Annotated in this window: 20 protein-coding genes and 1 riboswitch; all 20 genes read left to right on the top strand. The window is 45.2% G+C overall.

Annotated elements, in window-relative coordinates; genetic code table 11:
• Positions 1 to 249: 249 nt before the first annotated feature.
• The 20 genes from GC093_RS22340 to GC093_RS22245 all read left to right on the top strand — a co-directional run bounded on the left by GC093_RS22340 (position 250) and on the right by GC093_RS22245 (position 25,660).
• Positions 250 to 792 (top strand): hemerythrin domain-containing protein, encoded by a 543-nt coding sequence (locus tag GC093_RS22340; RefSeq protein WP_171654111.1) that lies wholly within the window; start codon positions 250 to 252, stop codon positions 790 to 792.
• A gap of 76 nt (positions 793 to 868) precedes the next feature.
• A riboswitch (cobalamin riboswitch) is annotated at positions 869 to 1,064 on the top strand.
• A 198-nt stretch (positions 1,065 to 1,262) separates the two neighbouring features.
• Positions 1,263 to 2,864 (top strand): ABC transporter substrate-binding protein, encoded by a 1,602-nt coding sequence (locus GC093_RS22335; RefSeq protein ID WP_171654110.1) that lies wholly within the window; start codon positions 1,263 to 1,265, stop codon positions 2,862 to 2,864.
• Positions 2,861 to 3,829 (top strand): nickel ABC transporter permease, encoded by a 969-nt coding sequence (gene nikB, locus GC093_RS22330; protein ID WP_216624757.1) that lies wholly within the window; start codon positions 2,861 to 2,863, stop codon positions 3,827 to 3,829. Before GC093_RS22335 ends, nikB begins: the two co-directional genes overlap by 4 nt.
• Positions 3,822 to 5,543 (top strand): nickel transporter permease, encoded by a 1,722-nt coding sequence (nikC, locus tag GC093_RS22325; protein ID WP_171654109.1) that lies wholly within the window; start codon positions 3,822 to 3,824, stop codon positions 5,541 to 5,543. Before nikB ends, nikC begins: the two co-directional genes overlap by 8 nt.
• A gap of 24 nt (positions 5,544 to 5,567) precedes the next feature.
• Positions 5,568 to 6,356, top strand: coding sequence for an ABC transporter ATP-binding protein (locus GC093_RS22320; RefSeq protein ID WP_171654108.1), 789 nt, complete (start codon positions 5,568 to 5,570; stop codon positions 6,354 to 6,356).
• On the top strand, positions 6,357 to 7,139 hold the full coding sequence (locus tag GC093_RS22315) for a (2Fe-2S)-binding protein (RefSeq protein WP_171654107.1): 783 nt from the start codon (positions 6,357 to 6,359) through the stop codon (positions 7,137 to 7,139). It begins immediately after the preceding gene.
• A 374-nt stretch (positions 7,140 to 7,513) separates the two neighbouring features.
• Positions 7,514 to 9,508 carry an LTA synthase family protein gene (locus GC093_RS22310; RefSeq protein ID WP_171654106.1) on the top strand — a complete coding sequence of 665 codons (1,995 nt, stop codon included), beginning with the start codon at positions 7,514 to 7,516 and terminating at the stop codon, positions 9,506 to 9,508.
• A gap of 192 nt (positions 9,509 to 9,700) precedes the next feature.
• Entirely contained in the window at positions 9,701 to 11,455 is a 1,755-nt protein-coding gene (locus GC093_RS36675; RefSeq protein ID WP_171654105.1) for a sensor histidine kinase, read from the top strand.
• The gene (locus tag GC093_RS22300) at positions 11,452 to 13,020 is read left to right on the top strand and encodes a response regulator transcription factor (RefSeq protein WP_171654104.1); all 1,569 of its coding nucleotides are present in this window, start codon (positions 11,452 to 11,454) and stop codon (positions 13,018 to 13,020) included. The genes GC093_RS36675 and GC093_RS22300 overlap by 4 nt, the downstream gene beginning before the upstream one ends.
• Before the next feature lie 485 nt (positions 13,021 to 13,505).
• Complete coding sequence (gene glsA / locus GC093_RS22295) at positions 13,506 to 14,450, top strand: glutaminase A (RefSeq protein WP_171654103.1); 945 nt, start codon at positions 13,506 to 13,508, stop codon at positions 14,448 to 14,450.
• Positions 14,451 to 14,799: 349 nt separating this feature from the next.
• On the top strand, positions 14,800 to 15,861 hold the full coding sequence (locus GC093_RS22290) for a rod shape-determining protein (RefSeq protein WP_171654102.1): 1,062 nt from the start codon (positions 14,800 to 14,802) through the stop codon (positions 15,859 to 15,861).
• Positions 15,862 to 15,967: 106 nt separating this feature from the next.
• Positions 15,968 to 16,285, top strand: a complete 318-nt coding sequence (locus GC093_RS22285) for a hypothetical protein (RefSeq protein WP_171654101.1) — start codon at positions 15,968 to 15,970, stop codon at positions 16,283 to 16,285.
• A gap of 113 nt (positions 16,286 to 16,398) precedes the next feature.
• Positions 16,399 to 17,763: a glucarate dehydratase gene (gene gudD, locus GC093_RS22280; RefSeq protein ID WP_216624756.1), complete on the top strand. Its 1,365-nt coding sequence runs from the start codon at positions 16,399 to 16,401 to the stop codon at positions 17,761 to 17,763.
• Positions 17,764 to 17,795: 32 nt separating this feature from the next.
• Positions 17,796 to 18,686 (top strand): 4-hydroxy-tetrahydrodipicolinate synthase, encoded by an 891-nt coding sequence (gene dapA, locus GC093_RS22275; protein ID WP_171654100.1) that lies wholly within the window; start codon positions 17,796 to 17,798, stop codon positions 18,684 to 18,686.
• A 52-nt stretch (positions 18,687 to 18,738) separates the two neighbouring features.
• Positions 18,739 to 19,620, top strand: coding sequence for a 2-hydroxy-3-oxopropionate reductase (gene garR, locus GC093_RS22270; RefSeq protein WP_171654099.1), 882 nt, complete (start codon positions 18,739 to 18,741; stop codon positions 19,618 to 19,620).
• Positions 19,621 to 19,820: 200 nt separating this feature from the next.
• Positions 19,821 to 20,516 carry a FadR/GntR family transcriptional regulator gene (locus GC093_RS22265; protein WP_171654098.1) on the top strand — a complete coding sequence of 232 codons (696 nt, stop codon included), beginning with the start codon at positions 19,821 to 19,823 and terminating at the stop codon, positions 20,514 to 20,516.
• 195 nt (positions 20,517 to 20,711) lie between these two features.
• Complete coding sequence (locus GC093_RS22260; RefSeq protein WP_171654097.1) at positions 20,712 to 22,052, top strand: ABC transporter substrate-binding protein; 1,341 nt, start codon at positions 20,712 to 20,714, stop codon at positions 22,050 to 22,052.
• Positions 22,053 to 22,098: 46 nt separating this feature from the next.
• Positions 22,099 to 23,874 carry an ulvan lysase-like protein gene (locus GC093_RS22255; protein ID WP_171654096.1) on the top strand — a complete coding sequence of 592 codons (1,776 nt, stop codon included), beginning with the start codon at positions 22,099 to 22,101 and terminating at the stop codon, positions 23,872 to 23,874.
• Between the two features lie 30 nt (positions 23,875 to 23,904).
• Entirely contained in the window at positions 23,905 to 24,804 is a 900-nt protein-coding gene (locus GC093_RS22250) for a carbohydrate ABC transporter permease (RefSeq protein ID WP_246315044.1), read from the top strand.
• 10 nt (positions 24,805 to 24,814) lie between these two features.
• Complete coding sequence (locus tag GC093_RS22245) at positions 24,815 to 25,660, top strand: carbohydrate ABC transporter permease (protein ID WP_246315042.1); 846 nt, start codon at positions 24,815 to 24,817, stop codon at positions 25,658 to 25,660.
• The last annotated feature ends 37 nt before the right edge of the window (positions 25,661 to 25,697 follow it).

The raw sequence follows: 25,697 nt of genomic DNA, 5'->3' as shown, positions 1-25,697 counted from the left end.
TCCAATCAGAGGCTACCGGAGTAAAGAACTCTCATGAATAAGACCACAACCCCGTTTTTGCATAGCATGTTCCAAAAGTTACTATTTTATGTAGGGGGTACAAGCTGATAGAAAAAACTTGCTCGAATCATTTCGTACATTTTAAGGATTTAAATAGTAAATGCTGTGATATTTTATACATACAAACAAGGGGTAGGAGAGTAATCTGTATGGTATAAGGAAAATAATAGGTTGATTGGAGGCACAAAGATGAGTATGCCCTGCAAGTCACAGGCTAATTCGGAGATTGCTCCTGAAGCGGAGTTACCTAAGCTGCTGGATCGTTTGAAGCAAGACCATGCCGAATTGTTGCAGGTTCTGATGGATTTGGAGAACCAGGCGAGTCAGACGGAGCGGGAAGCCGACAAAAACCATGCGATGGTTTCACTACTGCATCTAAGGCTCTGGACCTTAGGATTCAAGGAAGAACTGAATCGGCACTCCGAGTGGGAGGAACGGGAGTTATTCCCGTTATTGAACATTTGTTGCCAGGGGCATAACACTCTTTCTGCCACACCGACTCTATGTGATCTGGAGAAGGATCATGAACTGGCGATGAATTACATGGATACCTTCTTGAGAGCCGTGCATGCACTGAAATCGGATTCGGAGGCCATGCCTATGAAACAAGCGGCAAGCTATTTAACTTATGCATGCCGTATTCTAATCAAGCATTTGGAGCAGGAGGAGAAGCTCATTTATCCACTGACCGAGCAAGTATCCACTGATACTTCATATTTTTCTTATGATTAAATTTGCAGTCATCGGATGACTTCCATTATTTACTGTGCTACAATAACTTGAATCGTGGTTTACGTTCATATGTTAATTAAATATTGTGGGAACAAGGTGCTTCAGCTTGCTGAAGCTTAAAAGGGAAGTTCGGTGTAAAACCGACGCGGTCCCGCCACTGTAACGGAGGAGTCACAGCGACAATGCCACTGATCTTTGTGCACAAGGATTGGGAAGGCCGCTGATGATGTGAATTCCGGAGCCAGGAGACCTGCCTGTTCTGACAACACTGCTTTGACCTACGGAAGATAGGGAAGTGTTGAGACGACCGTCGTTTATTCAATCATATAAACAGGGCATCTTTACCTTTTTTTTCTGAGGTAGGGATGTCTTTTTTTGTTGTGAAAATGGTATTGACGAAGCAAAGAAGTATGGGTAAGATATTAATTGTAATTATTACTATTAAAAGAAAATCAGGAGGCAACCTTTTTATGAGATCCGAATCCAGAGCCAGTCGTCAAAAGTTCAGTGGTTTTCTTGCACTTATTCTCGTTATTATTTTAGTCACATTATCGGCATGCCAAAGCTCATCATCCAAGTCAAATGGCAGCGGCCAGTCCGCAGATACTAAAGCTGCATCCCCATCTGGTGAAGCCAAGGAGCAGGTTTTAAAATACATTACCTTAAATATGCCGCGTTCTCTGGACCCTGTCCATATCGATGCACAGCGAATTACTTCTGACGGCATTGCGGAACCGCTCGTTATGCTGAATGATGACGGGTCTATCAGACCCTGGCTGGCTAAATCTTGGAAGAACCTGGAGCCCACGCTTTGGGAAGTGGAATTACAGCCTAACGTAAAGTTTTGGAGCGGTGCAGTAATGGATGCTGCTGCGGTAAAAGCGGCATTGGAACGTCATCAAAAGCTGAATAAGCGAGGTCCCTCACAAATTGGCGGTGTAGAGTTTATCGTAAAAGACAGTCTACATCTGCAGCTCAAAACACCTAAGCCAGACCCTAACTTTATTTTCAAATTAAACGGATTTGCTATACATAATACAGAGGAAGCTAATCGTCTCGGAGATAAGTTTAATTCGCAAGCTGACTTGACTGGCTTTATGAAGCCCGTCCAGTTTACTCCAGGGGAGCTGCTGATTGCTGAAGCATTTCCTGGTTATTGGGGGGAGAAGCCAAAGCTGCAGCGGCTGGAAGCAAGATTAGGGGCTGACGCACAAGCGCGTCTGCTTGCATTGAAGAACGGCGATGCTGATGCGGATATGAACGTGGAAGTCGAACAGCGGGTATCGTACGAGAAGGATCCGAAATTCGCTACTTATTTCCCGATCGGACAAACGACTAATCTATGGTTGAATATGAAAAAGGTACCTGCGCTTCAGGATAAAAATGTTCGGATTGCTCTGAATTTAGCTGTTGACCGCAAGGAGCTTATCGAAGGTGTTAGTCGTGGATTTGCATCCAATGCAACAGGACATTTCCCTGCGGGACTTCCATATTCGATTAACACAGGAGCAGTAACGGATAAGGCCAAAGCCGAGAAGCTTCTGGATGAAGCTGGCTGGAAGAAAGGCTCTGATGGAATCCGCGTTAAGGACGGACAAAAGCTGAAGATGAAAATGCTGACTTACACGGTTTTTCAGCCATTGGCAGTAGCTTTGCAATCGCAGCTTAAAAATGTAGGCGTCGAGATTGAGTTGAATCCGGTCGAAACAACGGCTTCCAACCAGATGATGCTGGACGGCAACTTTGATACGGCTACCTATTGCTCCTGCGGTACGGCAACCGGCGATATTGGCGGTCAACTATATTCCTATTACCAGTCAGGTGTCGCATCTAATTATGGTGGATACAGTAATCCCGAGGTGGATAAGCTGATCAGCCAATTGACCTCTGAATTCGATGCTGCTAAGCAAGTAGATTTGGCCAAACAGATTCAAACCCTCGTACAGGAAGATGTTCCGATCATTTATTTGTTCAATAACACTCGTTGGGGCGCTGCCTATAACAATAAAGTGAAAGGCATCGATAAAAATTTACAAACGAAAATCGTCCCCGGGATGTACATTTCTAAATGAAGCTGATCCGCTATTTGATCCTTCGTGTGTTTCTTACAGTGCCGGCTTTGTTAGGAATTACTCTTCTTATTTTCTCTCTGATTCGTTTTATACCAGGAGACCCAGCGCGAGCCATTCTGCTTACGATGTTCGATCCTAGCACGAATCTGAGTGATTTGGAGAAGGACGCAGAGGTTCTACATAAGCAGCTGGGTCTTGATCAGCCTTTCCCTGTTCAATATGGGAGCTGGCTATGGAAAATTGTTCGCGGCGACTTGGGCGTATCCTTTCGCAGCAAAACGCCGATTCTCGATGAGCTGCTGCATCGCTTTCCGGCGACGCTGGAGCTCGCCGGGGCTGCGCTGCTCATCATGCTTGTAATTGCGATTCCGTCGGGGATTGCGGGAGCCATATACCATCGTAAGGCTGTGGATCATGCAACACGGGTTATTGCGTTGATAGGCGTGTCGGTACCGAGTTTTTTTCTTGGCTTGGTGCTTATGTACATCCTGTCTGTGAAGCTGGGCTGGCTGCCGACGATGGGAAGAGGCGGGAGCGATCACCTGATCCTGCCGGCCCTGACGCTGGGCATTGGACTATCGTCAGTCACGGCGCGCTTGCTGCGAACAAGCCTGCTTCAAGTGTTTTCACAGCGATATATCATATTGGCGGAAGCTAAGGGGCTGCATTGGCGGACCATTCTCTTCAAGCATGCTCTGCCTAATGCGCTACTGCCGGTCTTGACCTCGTTCGGGCTTGTAATAGGGGGGCTTATCGGTGGAACCGTCATTATTGAAACTGTCTTTTCATGGCCGGGTGTAGGACGGTATGTGGTCGATGCGATAACAGGAAGAGATTACCCGGTTATTCAGGCTTTTGCTCTGCTGATGGCTGTTGTTTACATCGTGTTGAATTTGGCTGTTGATGTTATTTACCGTTGGCTGGATCCGCGGGTCAGATTGGAGCAGGAGGGACAGCATGGATAATAGATTTCGCCAACGTCTCTTCTACTCACTGAAGACAGACCCGCTGGCGATGTTTTTATTGGCAATTGTCGTGGTCATTATTGTGATGTCAATCGGTGGGGCATGGTTTTCTAGCTACGATCCGGTCAAAGTAGATTACAAGCAGGCGCTTCTGCCTCCTTCCGGTGATCATTGGCTCGGAACGGACAATTTCGGCAGAGACGTATTATCGAGGTTAATGCATGGGGGAGTTGCTTCTCTGGGCGCTTCGATTATGGCGGTGACCCTAATCATTTCCTTAAGTCTGATTATCGGGCTTGCCGCAGGATATTTCGGCGGATGGGTTGATATGGTGCTGACCCGATTGATGGATGTGCTCTTCTCCTTCCCGCAGCTGGTGTTAGCTATAGCGCTTGCTTCGTTGATGGGTCCAGGACTCAGCAGTCTGATGATCGCGGTTGCTGCCGTGTCGTGGCCATCCTTCGCGCGAATTTTTCGAAGCTACGTACTGACCGTACGCAATGAAGGCTACGTACAGGCCGCAAAAGCATCAGGCATTCCTGCTTGGAAAATCATCGGTACGCATGTTCTCGGATCCATCGTCGGTCCCATACTTGTGCTGGTAACGTTGGACATCGGAAGCATCATCTTAAGCATAGCTTCGATGTCGTTTCTGGGATTGGGCATTCGCCCTCCCCAGCCGGAATGGGGAGCGATGCTGAATGAGGGCCGAGCTTACATTGAGGAAGCACCGTGGTTGTTTCTTGCGCCAGGGCTGACCATTTTCCTAATTGTATTGGGAACTAATTATTTGGGCGATACGCTGAAGGATGCCTTAGAGCCACGATCACTGAATATGCCGAGGCTTTTCCGCAGCAGACGCAAACGCCAACGGAACGAATCTTATAAGAATTCAACGCAGCTGCTTGAGGTAGAGGGACTGTTCGTTGCAGCAGTGGAAGGTAAACAGAATACCGCCAAACCGATATTGGAAGATATCCGATTGGAATTACATCCTGGAGAATGTCTGGGTCTTGTTGGTGAAAGCGGATCAGGGAAAAGCACGCTTGCGCTTGCTCTCATGGGGCTGCTCCGTTCTCCGCTTGAGCAAACCAAAGGAACGATTCGTTTACAAGGCGCGGATACGAAGGACTGGGAATGGAGCGATTGGCGCAAGGTGCGCGGCAGCCGGATCGCTTATATAACGCAAGATCCAATGGATTCGCTTAACCCGGTCCTTACCATCGGGGAACAGCTGCGGGAATGCTTGACTGCTCATAAGAAAGTAGGTTTGAATAAAGCGGCGCTGAAGGAGCAGGTGGTGAAGCTGTTGGAACAAACGGGCCTCCCCAAGGAGACCTATCAACAGTATCCTCATCAATTGAGCGGAGGTATGAGGCAGCGAGTCGTTATAGCTATGGCTATGATCAACGAACCGCAAATCATTGTGGCCGATGAGCCGACGACGGCGCTTGACGTCAGTACTCAGGCTCGAATTATGGAGCTGCTCGCGGATCTACAGAAGGAACGGAAAGTGGCGATGATCTTCGTCACCCATGATTTAAGGTTAGTTGCGCAGATCGCAGACCGAATTTGCGTGATGAAGAAGGGGAGAATCGTTGAACAAGGGGATGTGCGTTCGGTATTTACAGATCCGAGCGAAGCGTATACGCGTCAGCTGCTGCAAGCTATTCCCTCATTGCGCATTCCATCTCATATCCGAAAAATAACCTGAAACGTAGCGGAAGGGGAGGATTTAATGCTTGTAATCGAAGGTCTGCAAAAAAGCTATCAAGGAAAAAAAGTGCTGGATTCAGTATCCTTCTCGATCAGTCCCGGTGAAATTGTCGGTTTGATTGGGATGTCGGGATCGGGAAAAAGCACTATTGCCCGCTGCGTGGCAGGATTGGAGAATGCGAATGCAGGAAAGCTGCTCTGGAATGGTAGATCGTTAAAGGAACGAGCCGTAAGGCGGATGTCGCATCAAGACATACAAATGGTATTTCAAGACCCTCGAAACAGTCTAAACCCAGCATGGACGGTAAGAAGGAGCTTGTTGGAGTCGCTTCATCAGTTTCATAAGAGTATTAACAAGCAGGGGTTCATTGGAAAAATGGAAAGCTTGCTTCTATCGGTTGGACTAAATACCGATTACTTGGACCGTTATCCGCATGAATTAAGCACCGGTCAATGTCAGCGGGTGTGCCTGGCGCGTGTGCTTGCTCCAGAGCCGAAGCTACTTGTGCTGGATGAATGCCTCTCCGCTCTGGATGTTTCCATTCAGGCTCAAATGATTAGCCTGCTTCAAGAGCTTCATCACAATCGTCAAGTCAGTTATTTGTTCATTTCCCATGATATTGCTGTAGTGGCAGGGCTATGTCAGCGAGTATTGGTTATTCAGCATGGAGTGATTGTAGAGGAAGCAGGTGTGTATGAGCTTATTCATCATCCAAAGCATCCGTATACAAGATCACTGCTCGCGGACACTCCTGTATTTCCTGAGTTTATGGAATTAGCGGATGTCTCTAATGAAAGGAATGTCATTTAAATGAATAATAGGATGGATTATGCCTTTCTCGACAAGCAGTATAATTTCATGACAAAGGAGCATCCACAGTCGGTATTATTAGCAAGTCTCGCTGACTTGTTGGATGAGGAGAAAGCAAAGCGCCTTATTCAGGCGGTTATGCTAATTATTCGCGCGGATAAGCCCGATATTGCGGCGTATCATATGTCCAGCTGGTTCGGCATGGTTTGCTCGGCTGTGCAAGCCTCGTTATCGCTTTATGATACGGTATTGCTACTGTCTCCTGACCGGCTAAAGCTGCAAATCATAATGGTGGAGGGACGAAGGAAGGTATCATTTGTTCTGCGGGATGCTGTCAGTGCTGACATGTCGATAGAGACTTCTGGGGCATCCCGTTCCGAAGTGTTGAACTCCTTTTACGAACAGACTGTGCGTCCGATAATGGGTGGTCTTGCGCTCGCATCCCTTACCAAAGAAAACCAGCTGTGGGCCCAATTCGCGACAAGACTCTATAATGAGAAAGATATCTTATTACAAAAGGCTTCCTTATTACCGGAAAGACGGCCTGTTATTGAACAGGACTTTGCAATACTGCTGAATGAATTGAATGTGGAGAAGCTCGGATTGAAGCGGAACCCATTTGACTTGGAGTTTCACTGGATTGAGCATATGCAGCATCCAGATGAGCTAATACGTCAGAAGGTAGCGTGCTGTCTAGCTTATAAGACGGATACCTCTCACGGCTACTGCTATACGTGTCCTCGTTTAAGTGTAGAGGGACGGCAAGCCAAAAGGGAAGCATAACTCGAAATAGTTTAAAGGATTGAAAATCAATAGGGACAACCCGATTGATCTTCAGTCCTTTTTCCTATTAATATGTATGTATTTGTTAGGTATGAGCGAAGCTTACAGTCAAGGGGTGACGTGATTTATTTGGCAACTTTAAGTTCACATTCAGCAAATATTAAGGTTTTATTAAGTTTACTTGGTTATCATTAAAAGAATAAAAAGCGGCTATGTGGCAGCTGCTTATTTGTATCGGGGCCAATTCGTTAAATTATTAAAACATGATAAGAACGAATGAACGAAGCTTCGGTGTAGAGTTGGAATTAGATTTATGAACAAAAATTATCCGCAAATAGAGAAAGAGAACCGCGGGATAGGAGTGTGAGAAACCTATGCGTCCAAGAAGGCGGAAGCAAGCAGGGCCTGCGCTAAATCGACTGTGGAGTACCTTCTTTATAGTATTAGCCTGTGCAGTAGTACCTTTAGTTTTGGTTTTTGGCGTGGAATTTATTCAAAGAGGTAATTTACATGAAACGTGGGCATGGTTAATCCAGAACCCCAAACTGTTTACAATGAATGCTCTACTGGACTTATTTGTTTTTTTATTGATTTATGCACTGTTGGGTAACTTATTGCCCTCGGTCGCGTTGTCCATACTGTTGCTATGTTCAATGTCGTTTATAAGCTATTTCAAGGTAAAATTGATCGGAGAGCCTTTTTTTCCATGGGACATTTTTCTTAATAAAGAGAGTATGAACGTACTGCCCTTGGTAACGAACCAATCGGCTTTGCTGCGAATCGGAACTATGCTGGGCGCAGTATTTGTGCTACTCCTAATGTCATTCTTGTTGCCGCGACTGCGTCTGCGGATAAAGACCCGTGTGGCAGTTGGTCTGGTGGCGGTGTTTGCGGTTTACTCCTTTGGAGTTAATGCACCTTGGGCCAGCCGCTTCATGGACCGTATGGGTGCAAACGAGATTGTGTGGAATCAGTCCGAAAATTATGGGAATAATGGGATGGCGCTCGCTTTTACGATGAATGTGAAAAATGCGATCGTTCCGAAACCAGCTGGCTATGATGAGCCAACTATGGCGAATTTGGCGCAGATGCTGATGATGAATCAGTCTGGGCTGCAGACGGCATCGGCTAAAGCAGATCCATTTAACGGGAAGCAGCCGAACGTTATTTTTATTATGAGTGAAGCCTTCTGGGATCCAACTCTGCTTCCAAATGTGACATTTAGTGAAGACCCAGCGCCTACAGTTCACAGGCTGCAGCAGGAATCCACATCCGGGTACCTGCTCTCACCACAATTCGGAGGCGGTACGAGTAACGTGGAGTATGAAGTGCTAACCGGGCAATCCATGAGCTTTCTCCCAGCAGGCTCTGTACCTTACCAGCAATATATTTCCCAACCGTTACCTAGTCTTGCAGGATATTTTGAAGAGCAGGGTTATAAAAGCATGGCCATTCATTCCTATGAGGGCTGGTTCTGGAACCGGGAGAATGTATATAAAGAAATGGGTTTTGAAAGCTTCATGAGTAAAGATCAATTCAGCAATCCGCAATATAAAGGCGATTTCATCTCCGATGATGAGGTAGCTAATAGTATTATTCAGCAGGTGGACAGCACGGATAAACCGATGTTCATCTACACGGTAACGATGCAAAACCATGGTCCATACGATGATCAGCGTTACGGCAGTAATCCCATTCAAGTCGAGGGCAATCTAACCCCGGAGGCAAAAGATACTCTTGAAACGTACACACAGGGCGTTCAAGATGCGGATGCGAGCCTGCAAAAGCTGATTGATCACTTCGATGAAACGGGTGAACCTACAGTAATCGTTTTTTATGGGGATCATCTGCCTATGCTTGGTTATGATTATGATGTGTATACTCAGGCCGGATTTATTCAGACGGGCAAGTCGCAGGACTGGACGCTTGAAGAATTGAAGAAGATGCATAGTGTGCCATTCGTTACATGGTCTAATGTAGATCTGCCTCAAGAGCAATTGCCAGTGCTTAGTAATTCCTTCCTGGGGGCGTATATGTTGAGCCATATGGGCATGCAGCTTCCAGAGACGCTTGCGTACAATGTAGAGCTTTCCCAGAAAATGCCGGGCATGCTCCGGAATCTGGTAGTGGATGCGAATCAGAATTTATACCCAGCAGTACCCGATTCACTCAAGGAAGACGTCGATAAATATAGGCAGCTGCAATATGACGGTCTATTCGGTAAGCAGTATTTGGCTAAATATATTGGGTCACCGTATCTACAGCAGAATGTGTTGCCCAATTATAATCAAGAATTCGTCGAGAAAGCTCCTGTCGATGAGGATATAGATGGAAGCTTAAACGCGAGCGGTGAGGAAAATCCGAATTAGTCGGTAGTTATTTATTGAGAGAGCGGTTTGACCCTTGGGTCAGACCGCTTTTTGCCGTATAATTTATGTGTTTTGGGGGAAGAAGAGAAATTATTCCTTGTTTACATTCATATTGTCCATTTACCGGAACCGTCTTTATTGATATAACTATCAAATCTCCACTAATTTTGATGACGGGTTGGTGAACAGCACGTGTATAAGAAAAGTTTGTTCGTCAGGCTGCTGATATTAATGCTTCTAGCCACGGCTGTACCGTTCTTACTCTCCAATGTCATTTCCTATCGTTCCACTTCCCAGTCCATTCAAGCAAGCCATATTCAGCTGAATCAGAATTCGATGACCATCGGGATGGAAAATATAAAGAAGTATTTGAAAGAACTAAATCAAATTTCTCTTTCCTGGTATTATGATGCGGATTTGATGGAATATCTTCGGCAGGAAAAAAGCAATATCGCTCAGGATATGTACGTCGACCGGCAAATTGCCTCGTTATACAGTCAACGTTCAGAAATCAGCATTGTCCATTTGTACGCAGGGGGTTCCGGTCAACAATATTATCAGCTTCCTTTTTCTTTGTACGACGCTCCATGGAAAGCCTCTCTTCCGTCGAGCAAGCAGGAGGATTGGTATGATTTACCCAGCTTTGAGGTAAAACAAATCGGTAACGATCGATTTCTAACGGTTCATAAGAAACTGATGGATTTCCCTCGCCCGACCTGGTTCGGATTAGTGTCTGTCTATTTCTCATTATCGGAAATTGAACGGTTGAACAGACAAATGTTTGATCCCAAGCATGAGATTGATTTTATGTATTTTGGCCAAAAAAACCAACTGTTGTTTACTTCAAGTCAAGTGGAGGGAGAATCTCAAATATCGCTTGAAACTATTCACCCTGGATTGAGCTCCATTCGTGAGAAGCAAGGCTATTGGTTCGGCAATTGGAAGGGAGAGGCTGGCGTATTTATTTATGTAACCGATCAGTTTCTGGAAAATCCGCTGACGATCATTAAATTTATTCCTTCGGCTTCTATTAATAGGGCAGCAGAGCAAACGTTAAAGCAGTCCATAGCTATTCAATTTGCTGCACTGGCAGTAATCATTGTCTTTGCATTCCTGCTCGCTTATTCCACTATCGTGCCTATCAAACGGCTGGTCCGCAACATGGCCCGGGTGGAGACAGGAAACTTCGGGTTGGAGGCTACCACTCACAGGGAGGACGAGATAGGCCTACTTGAAACACGGTTTGAATTAATGGCCAGCAACTTGAATGAATATATTATCCGGGATTACCAGCATCGAATAGAGCTTTCGACGGCACAATTAAAAATGCTGCAAGCACAAATCAACCCTCATTTTCTGTATAATGCGCTGCAATCGATTAACACACTTGCATTGCGTCATCAAATAGAGGAAATCAGCGACAGGATATCTGAGTTGGGTGCGATTCTTAGATACAGCATGGATTTCAACACGGAGGTTGTTCCCTTAAGGCAGGAAATTGCGCATATGGAGCATTATTTGTCTCTACAGGAAGGACGATTCAAGAACAAGCTGGCGTTCCATATAACTAGCGAACCTGAAGCGTTGAATATCCAGGTTCCCAAAATGATTTTGCAGCCTCTGGTAGAAAATAGCATTATTCATGGGATTGAAAAGGGGACAGGCTCAGGAAGGATCGACATCATGATTTCTGTCGGGGCTGTGCTTGTGATCCGCGTTGCGGATAATGGACAAGGGATGGACAGGGATACCGTAGAGAAGCTGAAGAAGAGGTATAATGAAGAACGCTTTCGTCCTCAGGAGGAGGAGGGAATTGGTTTGATTAACGTGCTGCAGCGTCTAAGAATTAGGTATGGAGACCGTTTCGGATGGACTGTAACGAGCAAACCCTATGAGAAAACGGAAATTATTTTAAGCTTACCCCTTACAGAGGAGGAGAGGCAATGAAAGTGTTGATCGTGGATGATGAAGAGCACGTAAGGGAAGGCATTGATCTCTCGGTCGATTGGGAGGCATTTGGCGTTACGGATAAATATATGGCAGAGAACGGGATGGAAGCGCTAGAAATTATGACCGCACATCAGCCTGATATTTTGTTTTGTGATATGAGGATGCCGGTGATGAATGGTACGGAGCTGCTAAGAAGAATAAGAGAAGAGGGACTGAACACTCAAGTTATCGTGATCAGTGGCTATAATGATTTTGAGTATACACGTGCCACCATACAAGCGAACGGAATCGATTATATCTTGAAGCCATTTAGGAAAAAGGATGTGGAGGAAGCATTCAGCAAGGCAGTCTCAGCTTGGCAGGAGAAGGTAAAGTCAAAAGAAGCGGATGTAGAGAAGGAGTATCTGGTTCGTAAAGCGGATGCGCTGTTGGATGAGAAGAAGCTGGCTTCTTATTTTCGTAATGAAATTCCGCTAACAGAGACGGTCAAGAGAATGTTCGATAAGACCGGTATACGGCAATATGATTTTAGTTGTTTGATTCTAGTTCCTCAGAATATGACCCATGTACTGAACAAGAGATTTATGATGGATGACGAGTTGTTTTTATTCGCCATTGATAACATAGCCGGGTATTCCCTAAGCGGCCAGGCTGTTCACTATATTTGCAGATTGGATGCTTATCAATGGGTGCTTCTGCTTGATTTTCCGGATAAGGGATCGGGCCAGCAGGATCTCAAGTTTTATTTGGAGCGGCTGAAGCGGGCATGGAAGCATACGATTCAATTGGATGTCCTGATCGGTGCCGAAGGGAGAACTTCTCGCCTGACAAATATTCATCAGGCGATCGGCGAAGCCCAGAATGCTCTGCTGCATCTGAATATTGGCGATAGTAAAGGTACGGAAGGCAGCGAGAAGCCGCTGCCAAGTTTGATGTCGCATGAGATTTTGCTGCGACGAGCCATCGAGTCAGGCAACCGTCTCTTCGCGACGGATATTGTGCAGCAGCATGCTGAGGCGCTTAGGTTCCGAGGGACTCTGCTGCTTAAAGATCTTCAGCGCTGCACGATGGAAGCCAACCTGTTACTGGGCCGCTACAGCCAGATGATCACATCCCAGGCAGGAGCAATGAAAGCCCCGTCCATACCGCTATGGGTCTGCGACGTGGGCGAATGGGAGCGAATCTTTATTTCACAGATCCATCTGCTGCTCGATAAAATGAGGCCATCCTCCGTTGGCAATGGAGATATTCATGAAATCCGCGCTTATTTGGACAACCATTTTCACGAGAATATTTCATTGAAAGAAATTACGGAGCAGTTTCATTTCAGTCCCCAGTACATTTCCAAGAAGTTCAGGGAAACGTTCCATACTACGATAGTAGCTTATTTGACCGATATGAAAATCGAAAAGGCGAAAGCGCTATTATCCCATACCAATCTGTCAGTTCATGAAATTTCCAATCAAATCGGGTACGAGGATGAGAACTATTTTAGCAAAGTGTTTAAAAAGCAGACAGGCACCCCGCCACTTCAATACCGCAAAGAAACGACGGTTAAATAATTAGTACCTCTTAGTTACCAAGCCGATCCGCACATAAAGGAAGGGGTTGAGCGGAACTGAGAGTTCCTTTATTCAATCTCCGGGCACCCATTTAAGGCGATAGCGGAAGTGGGAATTCCTTTATTTGGGGGAATAGAAGCCCATTTATAAAAAACAGAGAGATAAAGGAACTAGCACTTCCGTTATCTCTCTGTTTTTTGTCTTTCCCTGGCGATAAAGGAACTATCTGCGCGTTAAATGCTTCCCTCTAGTTTTAAATTCTCTTCCGCGATCATCACAGCCATTTTTTCCTTAGATACATCTGTTTTGTAAAGAGCTTCTAATTTACGTAGAAACCTGTGAGGGAGTTAATGCGATATTATGATTGTTTTCAGTTATCCGTTTTTTCTATGTGTAAATGCTTACGATATAAAGACGTTGCTTCCTTAGCTCCATTTCATTATTATTAAAAATAAATGAAGCCGGCATAAGGAGGAAGGTCGAATATGGCGAATACCATTGAACTAGAACAAATAAAATCGCTACTTCCGCAATGGGTTGAAGAGAGCCGGCAGCTGGCAGTACAAGGCAAGGTTGCAGCATACATTCCAGAGCTGGCCAAGTCGCCAAGGGATACATTGGGAATTTACATTATGGATACGGCTGGAGGCTCGGTCGCGGCAGGAGATTGCAGCTTTTCATTTACGATGCAGAGCATTTCGAAAGTGTTCACTTTGATAATTGCGCTTATGGAACACGGGGAAGCTGCGGTATTTTCCAAGGTGGGGATGGAGCCAACCGGAGATAATTTCAACTCGATGCTGAAGCTGGAATTAGTGGCGCCGAGCAGGCCCTTTAATCCGTTGATCAATGCAGGGGCAATAGCTGTCACTTCGTTAATCGGAGGGGATAGCCCTCACGAAAGGTCATCGAAGATCTTACAGTTTTTCCGTCTGCTGGCTGGCAATGATACACTTGATTATGACCTGGATGTATATCAGTCCGAATCGGATACAGGGCATCTCAATCGATCATTGGCTTATTATCTTAAAGATAAAGGCATACTAAACGATAATGTGGAGGATGTACTTGATATCTATTTTCGTCATTGTGCTGTGAAGGTCACTTGCTCGGATCTGGCGCGAATGGCTCTGGTATTGGCATTGGGGGGGATCGATCCTTCAACAGGAAAATCAATCATCCCGCGACGGTATGTTCAGATTGCCAAGGTTTTTATGACTACATGCGGTATGTATAATGCTTCTGGCGAGTTCGCAATCAACGTGGGTCTACCGGCCAAAAGCGGTGTGTCAGGTGGTATTTTATCGATTGTTCCCGGTCGGTACGGCATTGGAGTAGTCGGTCCTGCCTTAAATAAAAAGGGCAATAGTGTAGCAGGTGTGAATCTGTTGGAGAAATTGTCCGGCGAGTTTGAATGGAGTTTATTTTAAAAGGAAACCTCCATCCTGGTAAACCGTCCGGTACTCGGAAGCGGAAATTCCCCCACAAGCAGATACTAATAAATAGGAGACCTTAGTCCGTATTTCCACGGGGCTAAGGTTATTTGATTTTCATGGGAAACTTGGAGAAAGCCCCTTTCTGGGTACTTAGGTGCTTGATGTTTGTGATAGATTTGAGGCTTCTAAATTCATGTCGATTAGTTAAATGTTCTTGGAATATACAGGGAATTAAGGCTAGCTCCCCCTCAAAACGGAGTGTTATGAAGAATATTATAGAATAACCGTTTGAGCAGCCTCCAAGCCGTGCTTCGGTATTCGAACGAGGGAGGAGAGATTTAGTATGTTAAAACGATTTGATAAGTTATACGGTATTGATCTTGGTACATCTAACACAGTTATATATGAGAAGGGTAAGGGTATCGTGTTAAGCGAACCGTCTGTAGTAGCGGTTAACCAAAATACGGGTGAGTTGCTGGCTGTAGGTGCTGAGGCGCAGGCGATGATTGGACGAGCTCCCGGCTATGTGGATATCACTTATCCCTTAACGAATGGCGTTATCGCTAATATTGACATGACAAGCAGGATGCTGCAGCATTTTATCAAAAAAATCCAAGGACGCAAGTCGCTGCTAAGAAGCTCCCAAGTATATATATCGGTGCCTTGCGGCATAACCAATGTGCAAAAGCGGGCTGTTGAGGAAACCATCATCCATAAGGGGGCCAGAAGAGCTGTTGCTGTTGAAGAACCACTGGCCGCTGCGCTGGGAGCGGGACTCTTAATTGATGAGCCAATCGGACATTTGGTGCTTGATATAGGCGGAGGTACCTGCCAAGTAGCTGTTTTGTCGTTAGGCGGTATTGTGGCAAGTCATACGGTACATCGGGCAGGTTTGTCAATAGACAGGGACATTATGGATTATGTGAAACGGCAGTACAGCTTGGAGATTGGAGAACGAACGGCCGAAGAAATAAAGAAACAGATAGGAACAGCTAATGCCTCTGCCGAAGAACGAACACTCGATATTCGAGGACGTGATATGATTAGTGGCTTGCCCCGATCAGTCCGAATAAGCTCTGGAGAAATTTACTTGCTGGTGGATGATTTTTTCAAAACGCTGGTCGAAGCCATTAGGACAACGTTGGATAAGTGCCCTCCTGAGCTTGCGGGAGATGTAATTGAGCAGGGCATACTGTTATGCGGAGGAGGCGCTTTATTGGAAGGGATCGATAAACGCATTCAAGCGGAAACAGGAGTTCATGTACATATCGCGGAGGATCCACTTGACTGCACCGCGCTAGGGGCGGGTATGATGCTGGGAGAGTACGGAGGCAAGCGCACGACGACCAATCAGCGAGTGTACCAACCGGAGGAGCCTGTAGCAGCGAGTAGGGAATTGGAGTAGGGTATTGTCTAAAGATGTAAAAAATAAAGGAGCTGCAGCTGCAGCTCCTTTATTTTTTTAGAAAGTTAAAATCTTCAAACAATATTTACAGTATATTCCAGATCATGTGTATGCGGCTGAAACCGGGATTCTTTACGAAGGACACCCGCTGATCTTTCTGTTTGGCGGCGGGCCGAATTGTGTAGAATTCGATCAAATTAAGCGGCACCCTTACAGCCTGCCTGAAGGCATGCTGGAGCCTTGGTTTGCCGGAAGAGCGCCGATGGAAGGCGATATCATTAACGGCAGAGTGGAATACCGTGCTGGATGTGTTCCGTGGCAGGAGGGGGAGAGAGAGTGGAGCGAGCTGCTGGAAGGAATGTTCGGATGGGTCCCTATCAGAGTGGTGGAAGTCAAGACAGTTCTTACGCATCTTGTGATCTAATCTGGTCATGAGAGAATAAATTGACGTACAATTTAATTTGTCTTACAATATGACATATATACAAATCATTTCTTTGTTTTTATATTATTAGTTGAAGGGAAGAGAACACTTTTATGCAGAATATGACACAAGAGCAACTGAAAAACAGTTTTTCAGGCACACCGATCATTATGGACATGCAGGTAATCCCTGTGGCAGGCTATGATAGCATGCTGTTTAATCTCAGCGGAGCACATTCTCCTTTCTTTACACGCAACATCATTATTATTAAAGATAACACTGGCCAGACGGGGGTTGGCGAGGTTCCAGGTGGTGAAAAGATCCGTCAAACACTAGAGGATGCACGGGCGCTCGTCATAGGTCAACCCATAGGTCAATACAATAACATTCTTACCAAAGTACGCAAGCAGTTTGCTGATCGAGATTCTGGAGGACGTGGATTGCAAACCTTCGATCTGCGCGTCACTATTCACGCCGTTACAGCTTTGGAAGCTGCGCTGCTAGATCTTCTGGGGAAATTTCTCGGTGTTCCTGTTGCTGCACTTCTTGGCGAAGGTCAGCAGCGTGACCGCGTAGAGATGTTGGGTTACTTGTTCTATATCGGCGACCGTAAAAAATCGAAGCTTCCTTACTTGAGTGGGCAGGATGCCACGGATGATTGGACACGATTGCGTCATGAGGAAGCGCTCACATCAGAAGCTGTAGTAAAGCTGGCTGAAGCGGCATACAAGAGGTATGGATTTAACGATTTCAAACTAAAGGGCGGCGTGCTTCGTGGAGAAGAGGAGATCGAGGCTGTAACCGCGCTAGCAGAACATTTTCCGCAAGCAAGAATTACGCTGGATCCCAACGGTGCGTGGTCTTTGGCTGAAGCAATTCGCCTTTGTCGTGATCAACACCATGTTCTTGCTTATGCCGAAGATCCTTGCGGAGCTGAAAATGGCTATTCTGGACGCGAGGTGCTGGCTGAGTTTCGACGTGCTACTGGACTACCGACAGCTACGAACATGATCGCCACCGATTGGAGACAGATGGGACACACCATTCAACTGAATTCGGTCGATATTCCACTTGCCGATCCGCACTTCTGGACAATGCAGGGCTCTGTCCGAGTAGCCCAAATGTGTCATGAATGGGGGCTGACGTGGGGATCGCATTCTAATAATCATTTTGATATATCGCTCGCAATGTTTACGCATGTCGCTGCCGCAGCACCGGGGAAAATCACGGCAATCGATACACATTGGATTTGGCAGGACGGGCAGCGTCTCACCAAAGAGCCGTTTCAAATTGTCGGAGGTATGGTAGCGGTTCCGAATAAGCCGGGCCTAGGCATTGAGATTGATATGGTTGAAATCGAGAAGGCTCACCAGCTTTACAAGAAGGAAGGGCTTGGAGCGCGCGATGATGCGATTGCGATGCAGTGTTTGATTCCAGGCTGGAAATTCGATAACAAACAGCCTTGCCTTGTTAGATAAATAGGATGAAATAGGACGAAGGAGAGTCGAAAATGGATACTAGTTTTATTCAGGGAGTTATTCCGCCGATCGTTACACCGGTTGATGCAGAAGAATGTGTGGAGGAACAGGGGCTTCGTAGGGTCATAGAGCATGTTATTAAAGGAGGTGTGCACGGCATTCTATCTTTGGGCAGCAACGGAGAATTTTATGGACTGGATCATGAGCAGCAAGAACGGGCAGTTCGCATTACGATCGAGCAGGTTGCAGGTCGGGTACCGGTTTATATGGGGATCGGTGCTATCACGACCAAGGAGTGTGTGAAGTTAGCCAGAATGGGCGAATCACTAAATGCCCAGGCGATTACTATTTTGCCTCCCATGTTTCTGACGCCTTCGGAAGAAGAATTGTATCAACATTTCCGTAAAGTAGCTGAATCGACCGCCTTGCCGGTACTTCTTTATAACAACCCAGATCGCGTAGGGAATAATATTTCTGCTAACTTGATCGAACGTCTTGCGGATATTCCCAATATCATCGGAGTGAAAGATAGCGGTGGGGATTTAACTTTAACTGCAGAATATATCCGCAGAACACGAGATAGGGGATTTAAGGTCATGGCGGGAAGGGATGTCATGATCTTAGGCTCCTTGGTATACGGTGCGGTTGGGTGTGTAGCATCGACTGCGAATATTGTGCCTGCACTTGTCGTTGAGATCTATGAGAAGTTCATGGCCGGCGATCTTCAAGGTGCTCTGGAAGCCCAGTTTAAGCTGTCCCCGCTTCGTATGGCTTTTAATCTCGCTAGTTTTCCAGTCGTGACCAAGGAGGCCATGAATCTCATCGGTCTTGAAGTGGGAAACTCGATCTTACCGAATACGAGTTGCTCTGAAATCAATAGAAGCAAGCTCGCTGACATCTTGAAGCAAATGGGAGCTCTTTAATCCAAGCAGGCTTTATGATTTCAATATTTTATTATCAGGAGGTCCAAGTGATATGAAAGTAGGATTCATCGGATTGGGTATTATGGGTAAACCCATGAGTATAAACTTGTTAAAAGCGGGTTATGAACTAGTTGTTCTCGATACAAGTAAAAATAGTTCGGAGCTTGCAGCGTCTGGAGCCCAGACAGCCTCAACACCAAGAGCTTTGGCTCAACAGGTGGATGTCATTATTACCATGCTGCCGAATTCACCGGAAGTAAATAATGTGGTTTTGGGCCCGAATGGTGTGATAGAAGGGGCAAAATCGGGATCCGTCGTTATTGATATGAGTTCGATAGCGCCTCTGACCAGCCAGGAAATCGCGAGGAAGCTGGCGGAAAAAGGGATAGAAATGCTTGATGCTCCAGTGAGCGGGGGAGAACCTAAGGCGATCGAGGGAACTCTTTCGGTGATGGTTGGCGGAAAGAAAGAAGTATTCGATAAATGCTGCAATGTGTTAAAAGCAATGGCAGCCTCTGTCATACATACAGGAGACATCGGATCAGGGAATGTGACTAAACTGGCCAATCAGGTTGTGGTTGCCATTAACATTGCTGCGATGTCTGAAGCGTTTGTACTCGCTAGCAAGGCAGGCGTTCAGCCGGAGCTCGTGTATCAGGCGATCCGTGGCGGATTGGCTGGCAGCACCGTCTTAGATGCTAAAGCGCCGTTGGTTATGGACCGTAAATTTGATCCGGGCTTCCGTATCAATCTGCACATAAAGGACTTGAGCAACGTTTTGGAAACCTCACGCGAAGTAGGCGTACCTCTCCCCCTTACGTCTGCTGTCATGGAAATGATGCAGGCATTGGCGGTTGATGGAATGGGTGATTGCGACCACAGCAGTTTGATTCGCTACTATGAGAAATTGGCAAACATAGAAGTTAATAGGTAAGGTACGCAGGCCCAGGGAACTAGATCAAAGTACGGAGTCAACTGAATAGTTCATTCATGCAGCCTTGGTAAAATACCCAGATGGATAGGCATTGGATCAAGCAGAAATAAGAGCGTTGCTAGATCACTACATTGTTATTTTATCTAAGTTGTCCTACAATACGATTATTCGTTTTAGTCAGCTAAGAAAGAAGGGCAAATATGATAGACCTTAGAGGGAGCGTAGAATTGGAGTCCGTTAAACGAAACACGTTGTCCAAGCAAGTCGTTGACAGTATTGTTCAGCTACTGATTAGCGGTCAGCTTAAACCTGGTGATAAACTGCCGTCTGAAATGAAGCTGATCGATATGTTAGGCGTGAGCCGGACCGTTCTGCGGGAAGCGTTAAGCTCGCTTGAAGCACTTGAAGTGATTACGCGAAAAACCCATGAAGGTACCCATTTTAACAATAAAATAGGCAGCAATCCGTTTTCGTTGATGCTGGCTTTGTCCATTGGTAACCTTCCAGCATTAATCGAAGCACGAATGGCAATAGAACTGGGACTTGTCTCCATGGCTGCAGAAAAAATTACGAGTGTTCAGTTAAAACGTTTAAAGGAAACCATTGAAGAAATAGCAGGCAGCGTTGATAACAACTATGGGGAATTGGACAAGGAATTTCATAGAATTATTGCGATGAGTGCGAACAATACGATCCTTGAAGGCATGATAGATCCACTGATTATTACTCATGACAAAATGGATAGCCAAATTAGGGAGCGGGAACGTGATATTACGGTCCAATTCCATACAGATATTTATAATGCGCTGATTAAGCGAGACCCCCATGAAGCGTTTACTCATATGTATCGGCATCTTAGTTATGTCCGAAATAAGCTGCTTCAGCAATACGAATAAGCGCATTACGGTTAGATCAAAAAGTCTGCTTAATCCCTCGCGACTGTGAAGTGGAGATCAAGCAGACTTTATTTTGTTACTTAGAGAGGAAGTCAAAATAATCTCAATAAAGTAGAGTGAGTGAATTGTTGAGGGTGAATGACGAATGCTAGACTATAGAAGAGTTAGAACTAACTTACTAAGGAGGGGCATGAAATGAGAAAAAAGGGTCTGGTAGTAAGCATGTGTCTTGCACTAACAGCTACTGCAATACTTCAGGGATGCACGAATAAACAAGAGTCGACGGCTTCTCAAGCAAGTGGAGGTAAGCAAGAGCAAGTTACAATTAATTTTTATCACTGGTACAACGAGGAAACGGGAAATTGGAAGAAGGTCATTAAGGCTTTCGAAGACAAGAATCCTGGGATCAAAGTGAAATCAACTCCTCTCGTAGACAATGTGAGTGCACCTGAATATTTGAAGAAGCTAGATCTCATGACTGCTTCAGGTGAGTCAATGGATGTTGTCATGTTTCACGATGCGGGGGAATTTGCCAAGCGGGTAAAGATTGGTATGATGGAGCCGCTTGATGCATACCTGAGTAAGGATGGAGTCGATGTTTCAAAGGAATACCTTGTCGATCCGAAGATTGATGGCAAGTATTACGGTCTGCCGGCTAAATACATTATTGCTATGGTCATGCTGAATAAAAGGTATTTGGATGAAGCCGGATTACCAGTTCCGAAAGATTGGACTTGGAAAGAGTTTGCGGATTATTCGAAAGCGCTAACAAAGGGTGAAGGCGCTACGAAAAGATACGGTACGTTTTTACGCGATCAATTTTTGCACAATTCTCTGATTGTAAGCGGATTACCACAGGATAGCTATATCGTCAAAGACGATGGCACGTCGAATTTGAGTAGTCCTTTATTTAAGCAATCGTTAGAACTGCGTAACCAATTGGAAAATGTGGACAAGTCAGCCGTTCCTCTTCACGACACGATTTCGCAAAAACTGGACTACCGTCAGCAGTTCTTCACTGGAAAAGCAAGCATGCTGATTGCAGGAAGCTGGATGATTTCAGAATGGGGCAATTTCACGCCGGATTTTGAAATCGCATGGGCGCCTTATCCGAAAAATTCGGCATCCGAGTCTACCAGCTACGGAAGAACATCCGGGGACACCATCGGTATCGCAAAAAGCTCCAAAAACAAAGAGGCTGCTTATAAATTTGTACGTTGGTTCAGCACGGAAGGGATTCAAGAGCAAGGGTTAAGCTTGCCTGGATGGAAAAAAGCTGATCAAAGCAAGGCGGTTGATATGCTTGTTGCCGGCACGAAAAAACCGAGTGCGGTTGACAAAAAGACACTCATGGATGTGTTAAATAAAACGACAGGCTCAAAAATGGTCATCCCTCCTTCATATGGACCGGAAGCGGAAAAAGCTTACGTGGATGAATCGCAGCTGTATCTATTAGGACAACAAAGTTTGGACACTACATTATCGAAGGCTCAAGAGAAAGTACAAAAAATTATTTCTTCTAATAATAAGAAATAATAATGGAGCGAGGGGCTAAGGCCCCTCAAAAGGAAGGAAGCCTACTATGCCTTATGTAAAAATGAAGCAATTAGTCGAGCAATTTTGCAATACTGTAGAGCATTATCAAGTGGAGGGCTTAATTGACTCATGGGATGGTGGGATTCTCTGTCCCGCTTGCAAAAGAATTCACGGCAGATGCGGGGACGCGATATTTCCTATGTACTATAATGCAGTGGAAACGGGTGAAGAACGATATAAACAATCTGCAAGAAAGCTCGTTCAGTTTATGCAAAGAAACCAGTTGTATGATGGTTCCTGGCTGAATGACGAGCCGTCTGTCTGGAAAGGAACAACTGTGTTTCAAACGTTATCTCTGTGTCATGCGTATGATTTTTTGCAAAAATCGGATGAAGCAGATGAAGCAGATGAATTGCTCGGCATGATCGAAAAGGCAGCCCGATGGATTGCATGGGCTTTCTGCGAGGGTGGAATCCTTCACACCAATATTAATTATTTTATTACGACTGCTGCTGTGTTGCAGTGGTGTTCTCAAATTTTAAATAATCCTCGCTACGCTCAGGAAGCAAAGAAATTGATGTATGAATCACTTGAAAAAGTGAATAAAGACGGCTTTATTACGGGTGAGAAAAAATACCTGAATAGACCGCATGACAATATTGACATTGGTTATAACATGGATATGAGTATAGGGGCTATGGCGGAGTATTACTTATTAACGGGGGATTTGCACGTTAAAGAAGAAACGCTTAGAGTGCTAAAGGCTCATGTTCAGATGATATACCCGGATGGTTCCATGGATAATTCCTTTGGTAGTAGGGGCTACAAATGGACGCTTTACGGTAGTAAAACGGCTCATGGCTGCCAAATGGCACTCATGATGTTATGTGACGAGGAATCCGCATTTGCCGAAGCTGCAGGCAGAAATGTCAACTATTTGGCAAGCTGTGTGAATGAACAAGGGATGGTCGGCTATGGCCCTCGACACAGGGATATATTCGAAAAGGCCTGCATTCATACAACCTTTAACCGTGCAGATGCTCTCGCTGTAGCTCTCGTATACGGAAAACAGGCTCAGGAAAAAGTACAAATCCCATCTGACCTTAAGTTTGGAATAAAACACTACCCTTCGCTTAATACATATCATGTCCGTACGGAAAGCTTCATGGCTACTGTAACTGGCTTTGGCGCGAATAACGCTCCTACCGGCGGTACGATCTCTTATTTATGGCATGAAAAGTTAGGCCCGGTACAAATTGGGTCGGCCACAACTTATGAACGGGCTGAAGTATTTAATATGCCGGAGTTCCCAGGTGAGTATAAAGGGACAACGACACCGAGGATTGAAGCCGTAATTAAAGGAACGAAATACGGGAGTCTTTATGAATATGAAGCGAAAATAGCTCCGGACATTGAGCAGACTGCACTTTACGCGTATGGCAGATTGAAGCCGCAAGAGCAGCCCATTCCAGTAGACAGCAGGGCACAATACTCGATTCATTATCGTTTTTTCGATAATAAGGTGGAAAAGAAGTATGTATTCGATATCCAGTTTCCAATGGATCGATTATCGATTATCGAACCATTCGTTATACAGTCTAACACTTCCCTGTCCAAGGGCAGCAAAGGAATACAAATGAGTACAGCGGGAACGACAGTTATCATCGAAGGGGAAGGTTCGGCCTTCATGCTGAATGAGAAACAGGTGGAAGAGAAAATAGCAGCGGTATTTCCTGCCGTCATTTGTACACCGATGCAATGGACGATGGACAATGTGTTACCTGGCACGTACGAGTTTACTGTAAGCATTTTGGTAGTATAGCAAATGGATAGCAAGAGGGTGAATATATTGATGACTAATAGAAAAATGAATAAGTCGGCTCTAAGGGAAACAATGGCTGCGTATATGTTCATCGGACCGATGTTAATCGGAGTGATAGTACTTGTGCTCTTCCCTGTGCTGGCCACGATACTACTGAGCTTTACCGACTGGAATTTTGTAGCTGGTCTTGAGAATATCCATTTTGTCGGTTTAGACAATTTCATTGAGCTTTTCCAAGATGATATTTTTTTGGTTTCGATTAAAAATAACATGATTTTGATGCTTGTCGTCCCGATCGGAATGGCGGTCTCGCTGTTGTTAGCCCTTATCATTAATAAACATGTGTATTTCAAAGATTTCTTCAAAGTCGTTTATTTTATGCCTTATATATCGAGTGTTGTCGCTGTGGCGGTTGTATTTCAAGTGTTATTCCACCCCAGCTATGGGCCAATCAATCAGTTTTTAATGTCTTTAGGAATGGACAGTCCACCTAAATGGTTATCCGACGTTACTTTTGCGCTTCCTTCGGTCATGTTGATTATGATATGGGTTCATATCGGTTTTCAATTGATTATTTTTATGGCAGGCCTGCAGAACATCCCGAAAGATCTCTATGAAGCTGCGGATATAGACGGAGCAGGTGCTTGGGGGAAATTCAGAAATATTACGTTGCCCATGATATCTTCGACCTCCTTTTTCCTGCTGATCACCGGTATTATCAGCACGTTTAAAGCATTTGATCTTATTGCAGTATTAACGAGTGGCGGTCCATCCAACTCCACGTCGGTGGCCGTATATTATTTATACGATACGGCATTCTTAAACTTAAAGTCGGGTTATGCTTCTTCAATTGCGTTAATTCTCTTGTTGTTCGTGTTTTTAATAACCCTAATTCAATGGTACGGCCAAAAGAAATGGGTAAATTATTAGGGGGATCACAATGAAAACTCAAACTATGCAGCAAATCGATATTCGGAAATTGATTCTCACTGTGATTATGCTCCTAATGGGCATCGTATTTTTGCTTCCTTTCCTTTGGATGCTGGTGACCTCCTTTAAAATGGAGCAAGACGTATTCAACTTTCCGATCGAATGGCTGCCCGTCAAGTGGAACATTGTCGAGAACTATAAGGAAGTATGGTTCGGCAAATTCCCGTTCTACTTGTATTATATAAATTCAATCAAAGTTTCTGTATTAACGACACTGGTTTCCGTTATTTTCTCGAGTATGGCCGCATTCGGCTTTGCCAAGCTTCAATTCAAAGGTAAAAATTTTCTGTTTGTACTTATTTTGATGATGTACATGATTCCGGCACAAGCCATTTTGGTACCTCAGTTTCTCACCTTCAAATGGCTGAACTTATACGATACCCATTTTGGCATCATCATTCTGCACTGTTTTAGTGTATTTGGAACGTTCATGTTAAGACAATTTTTTATGGGGGTGCATCCCGAGTTCATCGAATCGGCCAAGATGGATGGCGCCGGATATTTCAAGATTTATTCCAGCATCGCGCTTCCGCTGGTTCGCCCGGCTATAGCTACATATGCAATTATTCGGTTTATATGGACTTGGAATGATTATCAATCACCGCTGATTTTCCTTCGTAATGAGGCACTGTATACGATTCAAATCGGAATGCGTCACTTCTCCGATGCGGAGGGTCAGTTCTACGCCTTAACGATGACCGGTGCTGTATCAGCCATCATTCCGCTTCTGATTGTTTTCATTTTCGCGCAGAAGCATGTTATTGAAGGGATTTCTGGAGGCGGGGTTAAAGGTTAAACCTATGCACTCGTTGATAGCTTTGTTAAGATGGGTT

The sequence above is a fragment of the Paenibacillus foliorum genome (genome assembly GCF_013141765.1).
Taxonomy (GTDB): Bacteria; Bacillota; Bacilli; order Paenibacillales; family NBRC-103111; genus Paenibacillus_S; species Paenibacillus_S foliorum.
This window is presented reverse-complemented; position numbering and strand designations above follow the sequence as displayed.

What these genes read in the sequence shown, in the direction of transcription:
- GC093_RS22340 (WP_171654111.1), top strand. Translation starts at nt 250, where the DNA reads ATGAGTATGCCCTGCAAGTCACAGGCTAATTCGGAGATTGCTCCTGAA.
- GC093_RS22335 (WP_171654110.1), top strand. Translation starts at nt 1,263, where the DNA reads ATGAGATCCGAATCCAGAGCCAGTCGTCAAAAGTTCAGTGGTTTTCTT.
- nikB (WP_216624757.1), top strand. Translation starts at nt 2,861, where the DNA reads ATGAAGCTGATCCGCTATTTGATCCTTCGTGTGTTTCTTACAGTGCCG.
- nikC (WP_171654109.1), top strand. Translation starts at nt 3,822, where the DNA reads ATGGATAATAGATTTCGCCAACGTCTCTTCTACTCACTGAAGACAGAC.
- GC093_RS22320 (WP_171654108.1), top strand. Translation starts at nt 5,568, where the DNA reads ATGCTTGTAATCGAAGGTCTGCAAAAAAGCTATCAAGGAAAAAAAGTG.
- GC093_RS22315 (WP_171654107.1), top strand. Translation starts at nt 6,357, where the DNA reads ATGAATAATAGGATGGATTATGCCTTTCTCGACAAGCAGTATAATTTC.
- GC093_RS22310 (WP_171654106.1), top strand. Translation starts at nt 7,514, where the DNA reads ATGCGTCCAAGAAGGCGGAAGCAAGCAGGGCCTGCGCTAAATCGACTG.
- GC093_RS22300 (WP_171654104.1), top strand. Translation starts at nt 11,452, where the DNA reads ATGAAAGTGTTGATCGTGGATGATGAAGAGCACGTAAGGGAAGGCATT.
- glsA (WP_171654103.1), top strand. Translation starts at nt 13,506, where the DNA reads ATGGCGAATACCATTGAACTAGAACAAATAAAATCGCTACTTCCGCAA.
- GC093_RS22290 (WP_171654102.1), top strand. Translation starts at nt 14,800, where the DNA reads ATGTTAAAACGATTTGATAAGTTATACGGTATTGATCTTGGTACATCT.
- gudD (WP_216624756.1), top strand. Translation starts at nt 16,399, where the DNA reads ATGCAGAATATGACACAAGAGCAACTGAAAAACAGTTTTTCAGGCACA.
- dapA (WP_171654100.1), top strand. Translation starts at nt 17,796, where the DNA reads ATGGATACTAGTTTTATTCAGGGAGTTATTCCGCCGATCGTTACACCG.
- garR (WP_171654099.1), top strand. Translation starts at nt 18,739, where the DNA reads ATGAAAGTAGGATTCATCGGATTGGGTATTATGGGTAAACCCATGAGT.
- GC093_RS22265 (WP_171654098.1), top strand. Translation starts at nt 19,821, where the DNA reads ATGATAGACCTTAGAGGGAGCGTAGAATTGGAGTCCGTTAAACGAAAC.
- GC093_RS22260 (WP_171654097.1), top strand. Translation starts at nt 20,712, where the DNA reads ATGAGAAAAAAGGGTCTGGTAGTAAGCATGTGTCTTGCACTAACAGCT.
- GC093_RS22255 (WP_171654096.1), top strand. Translation starts at nt 22,099, where the DNA reads ATGCCTTATGTAAAAATGAAGCAATTAGTCGAGCAATTTTGCAATACT.
- GC093_RS22250 (WP_246315044.1), top strand. Translation starts at nt 23,905, where the DNA reads ATGACTAATAGAAAAATGAATAAGTCGGCTCTAAGGGAAACAATGGCT.
- GC093_RS22245 (WP_246315042.1), top strand. Translation starts at nt 24,815, where the DNA reads ATGAAAACTCAAACTATGCAGCAAATCGATATTCGGAAATTGATTCTC.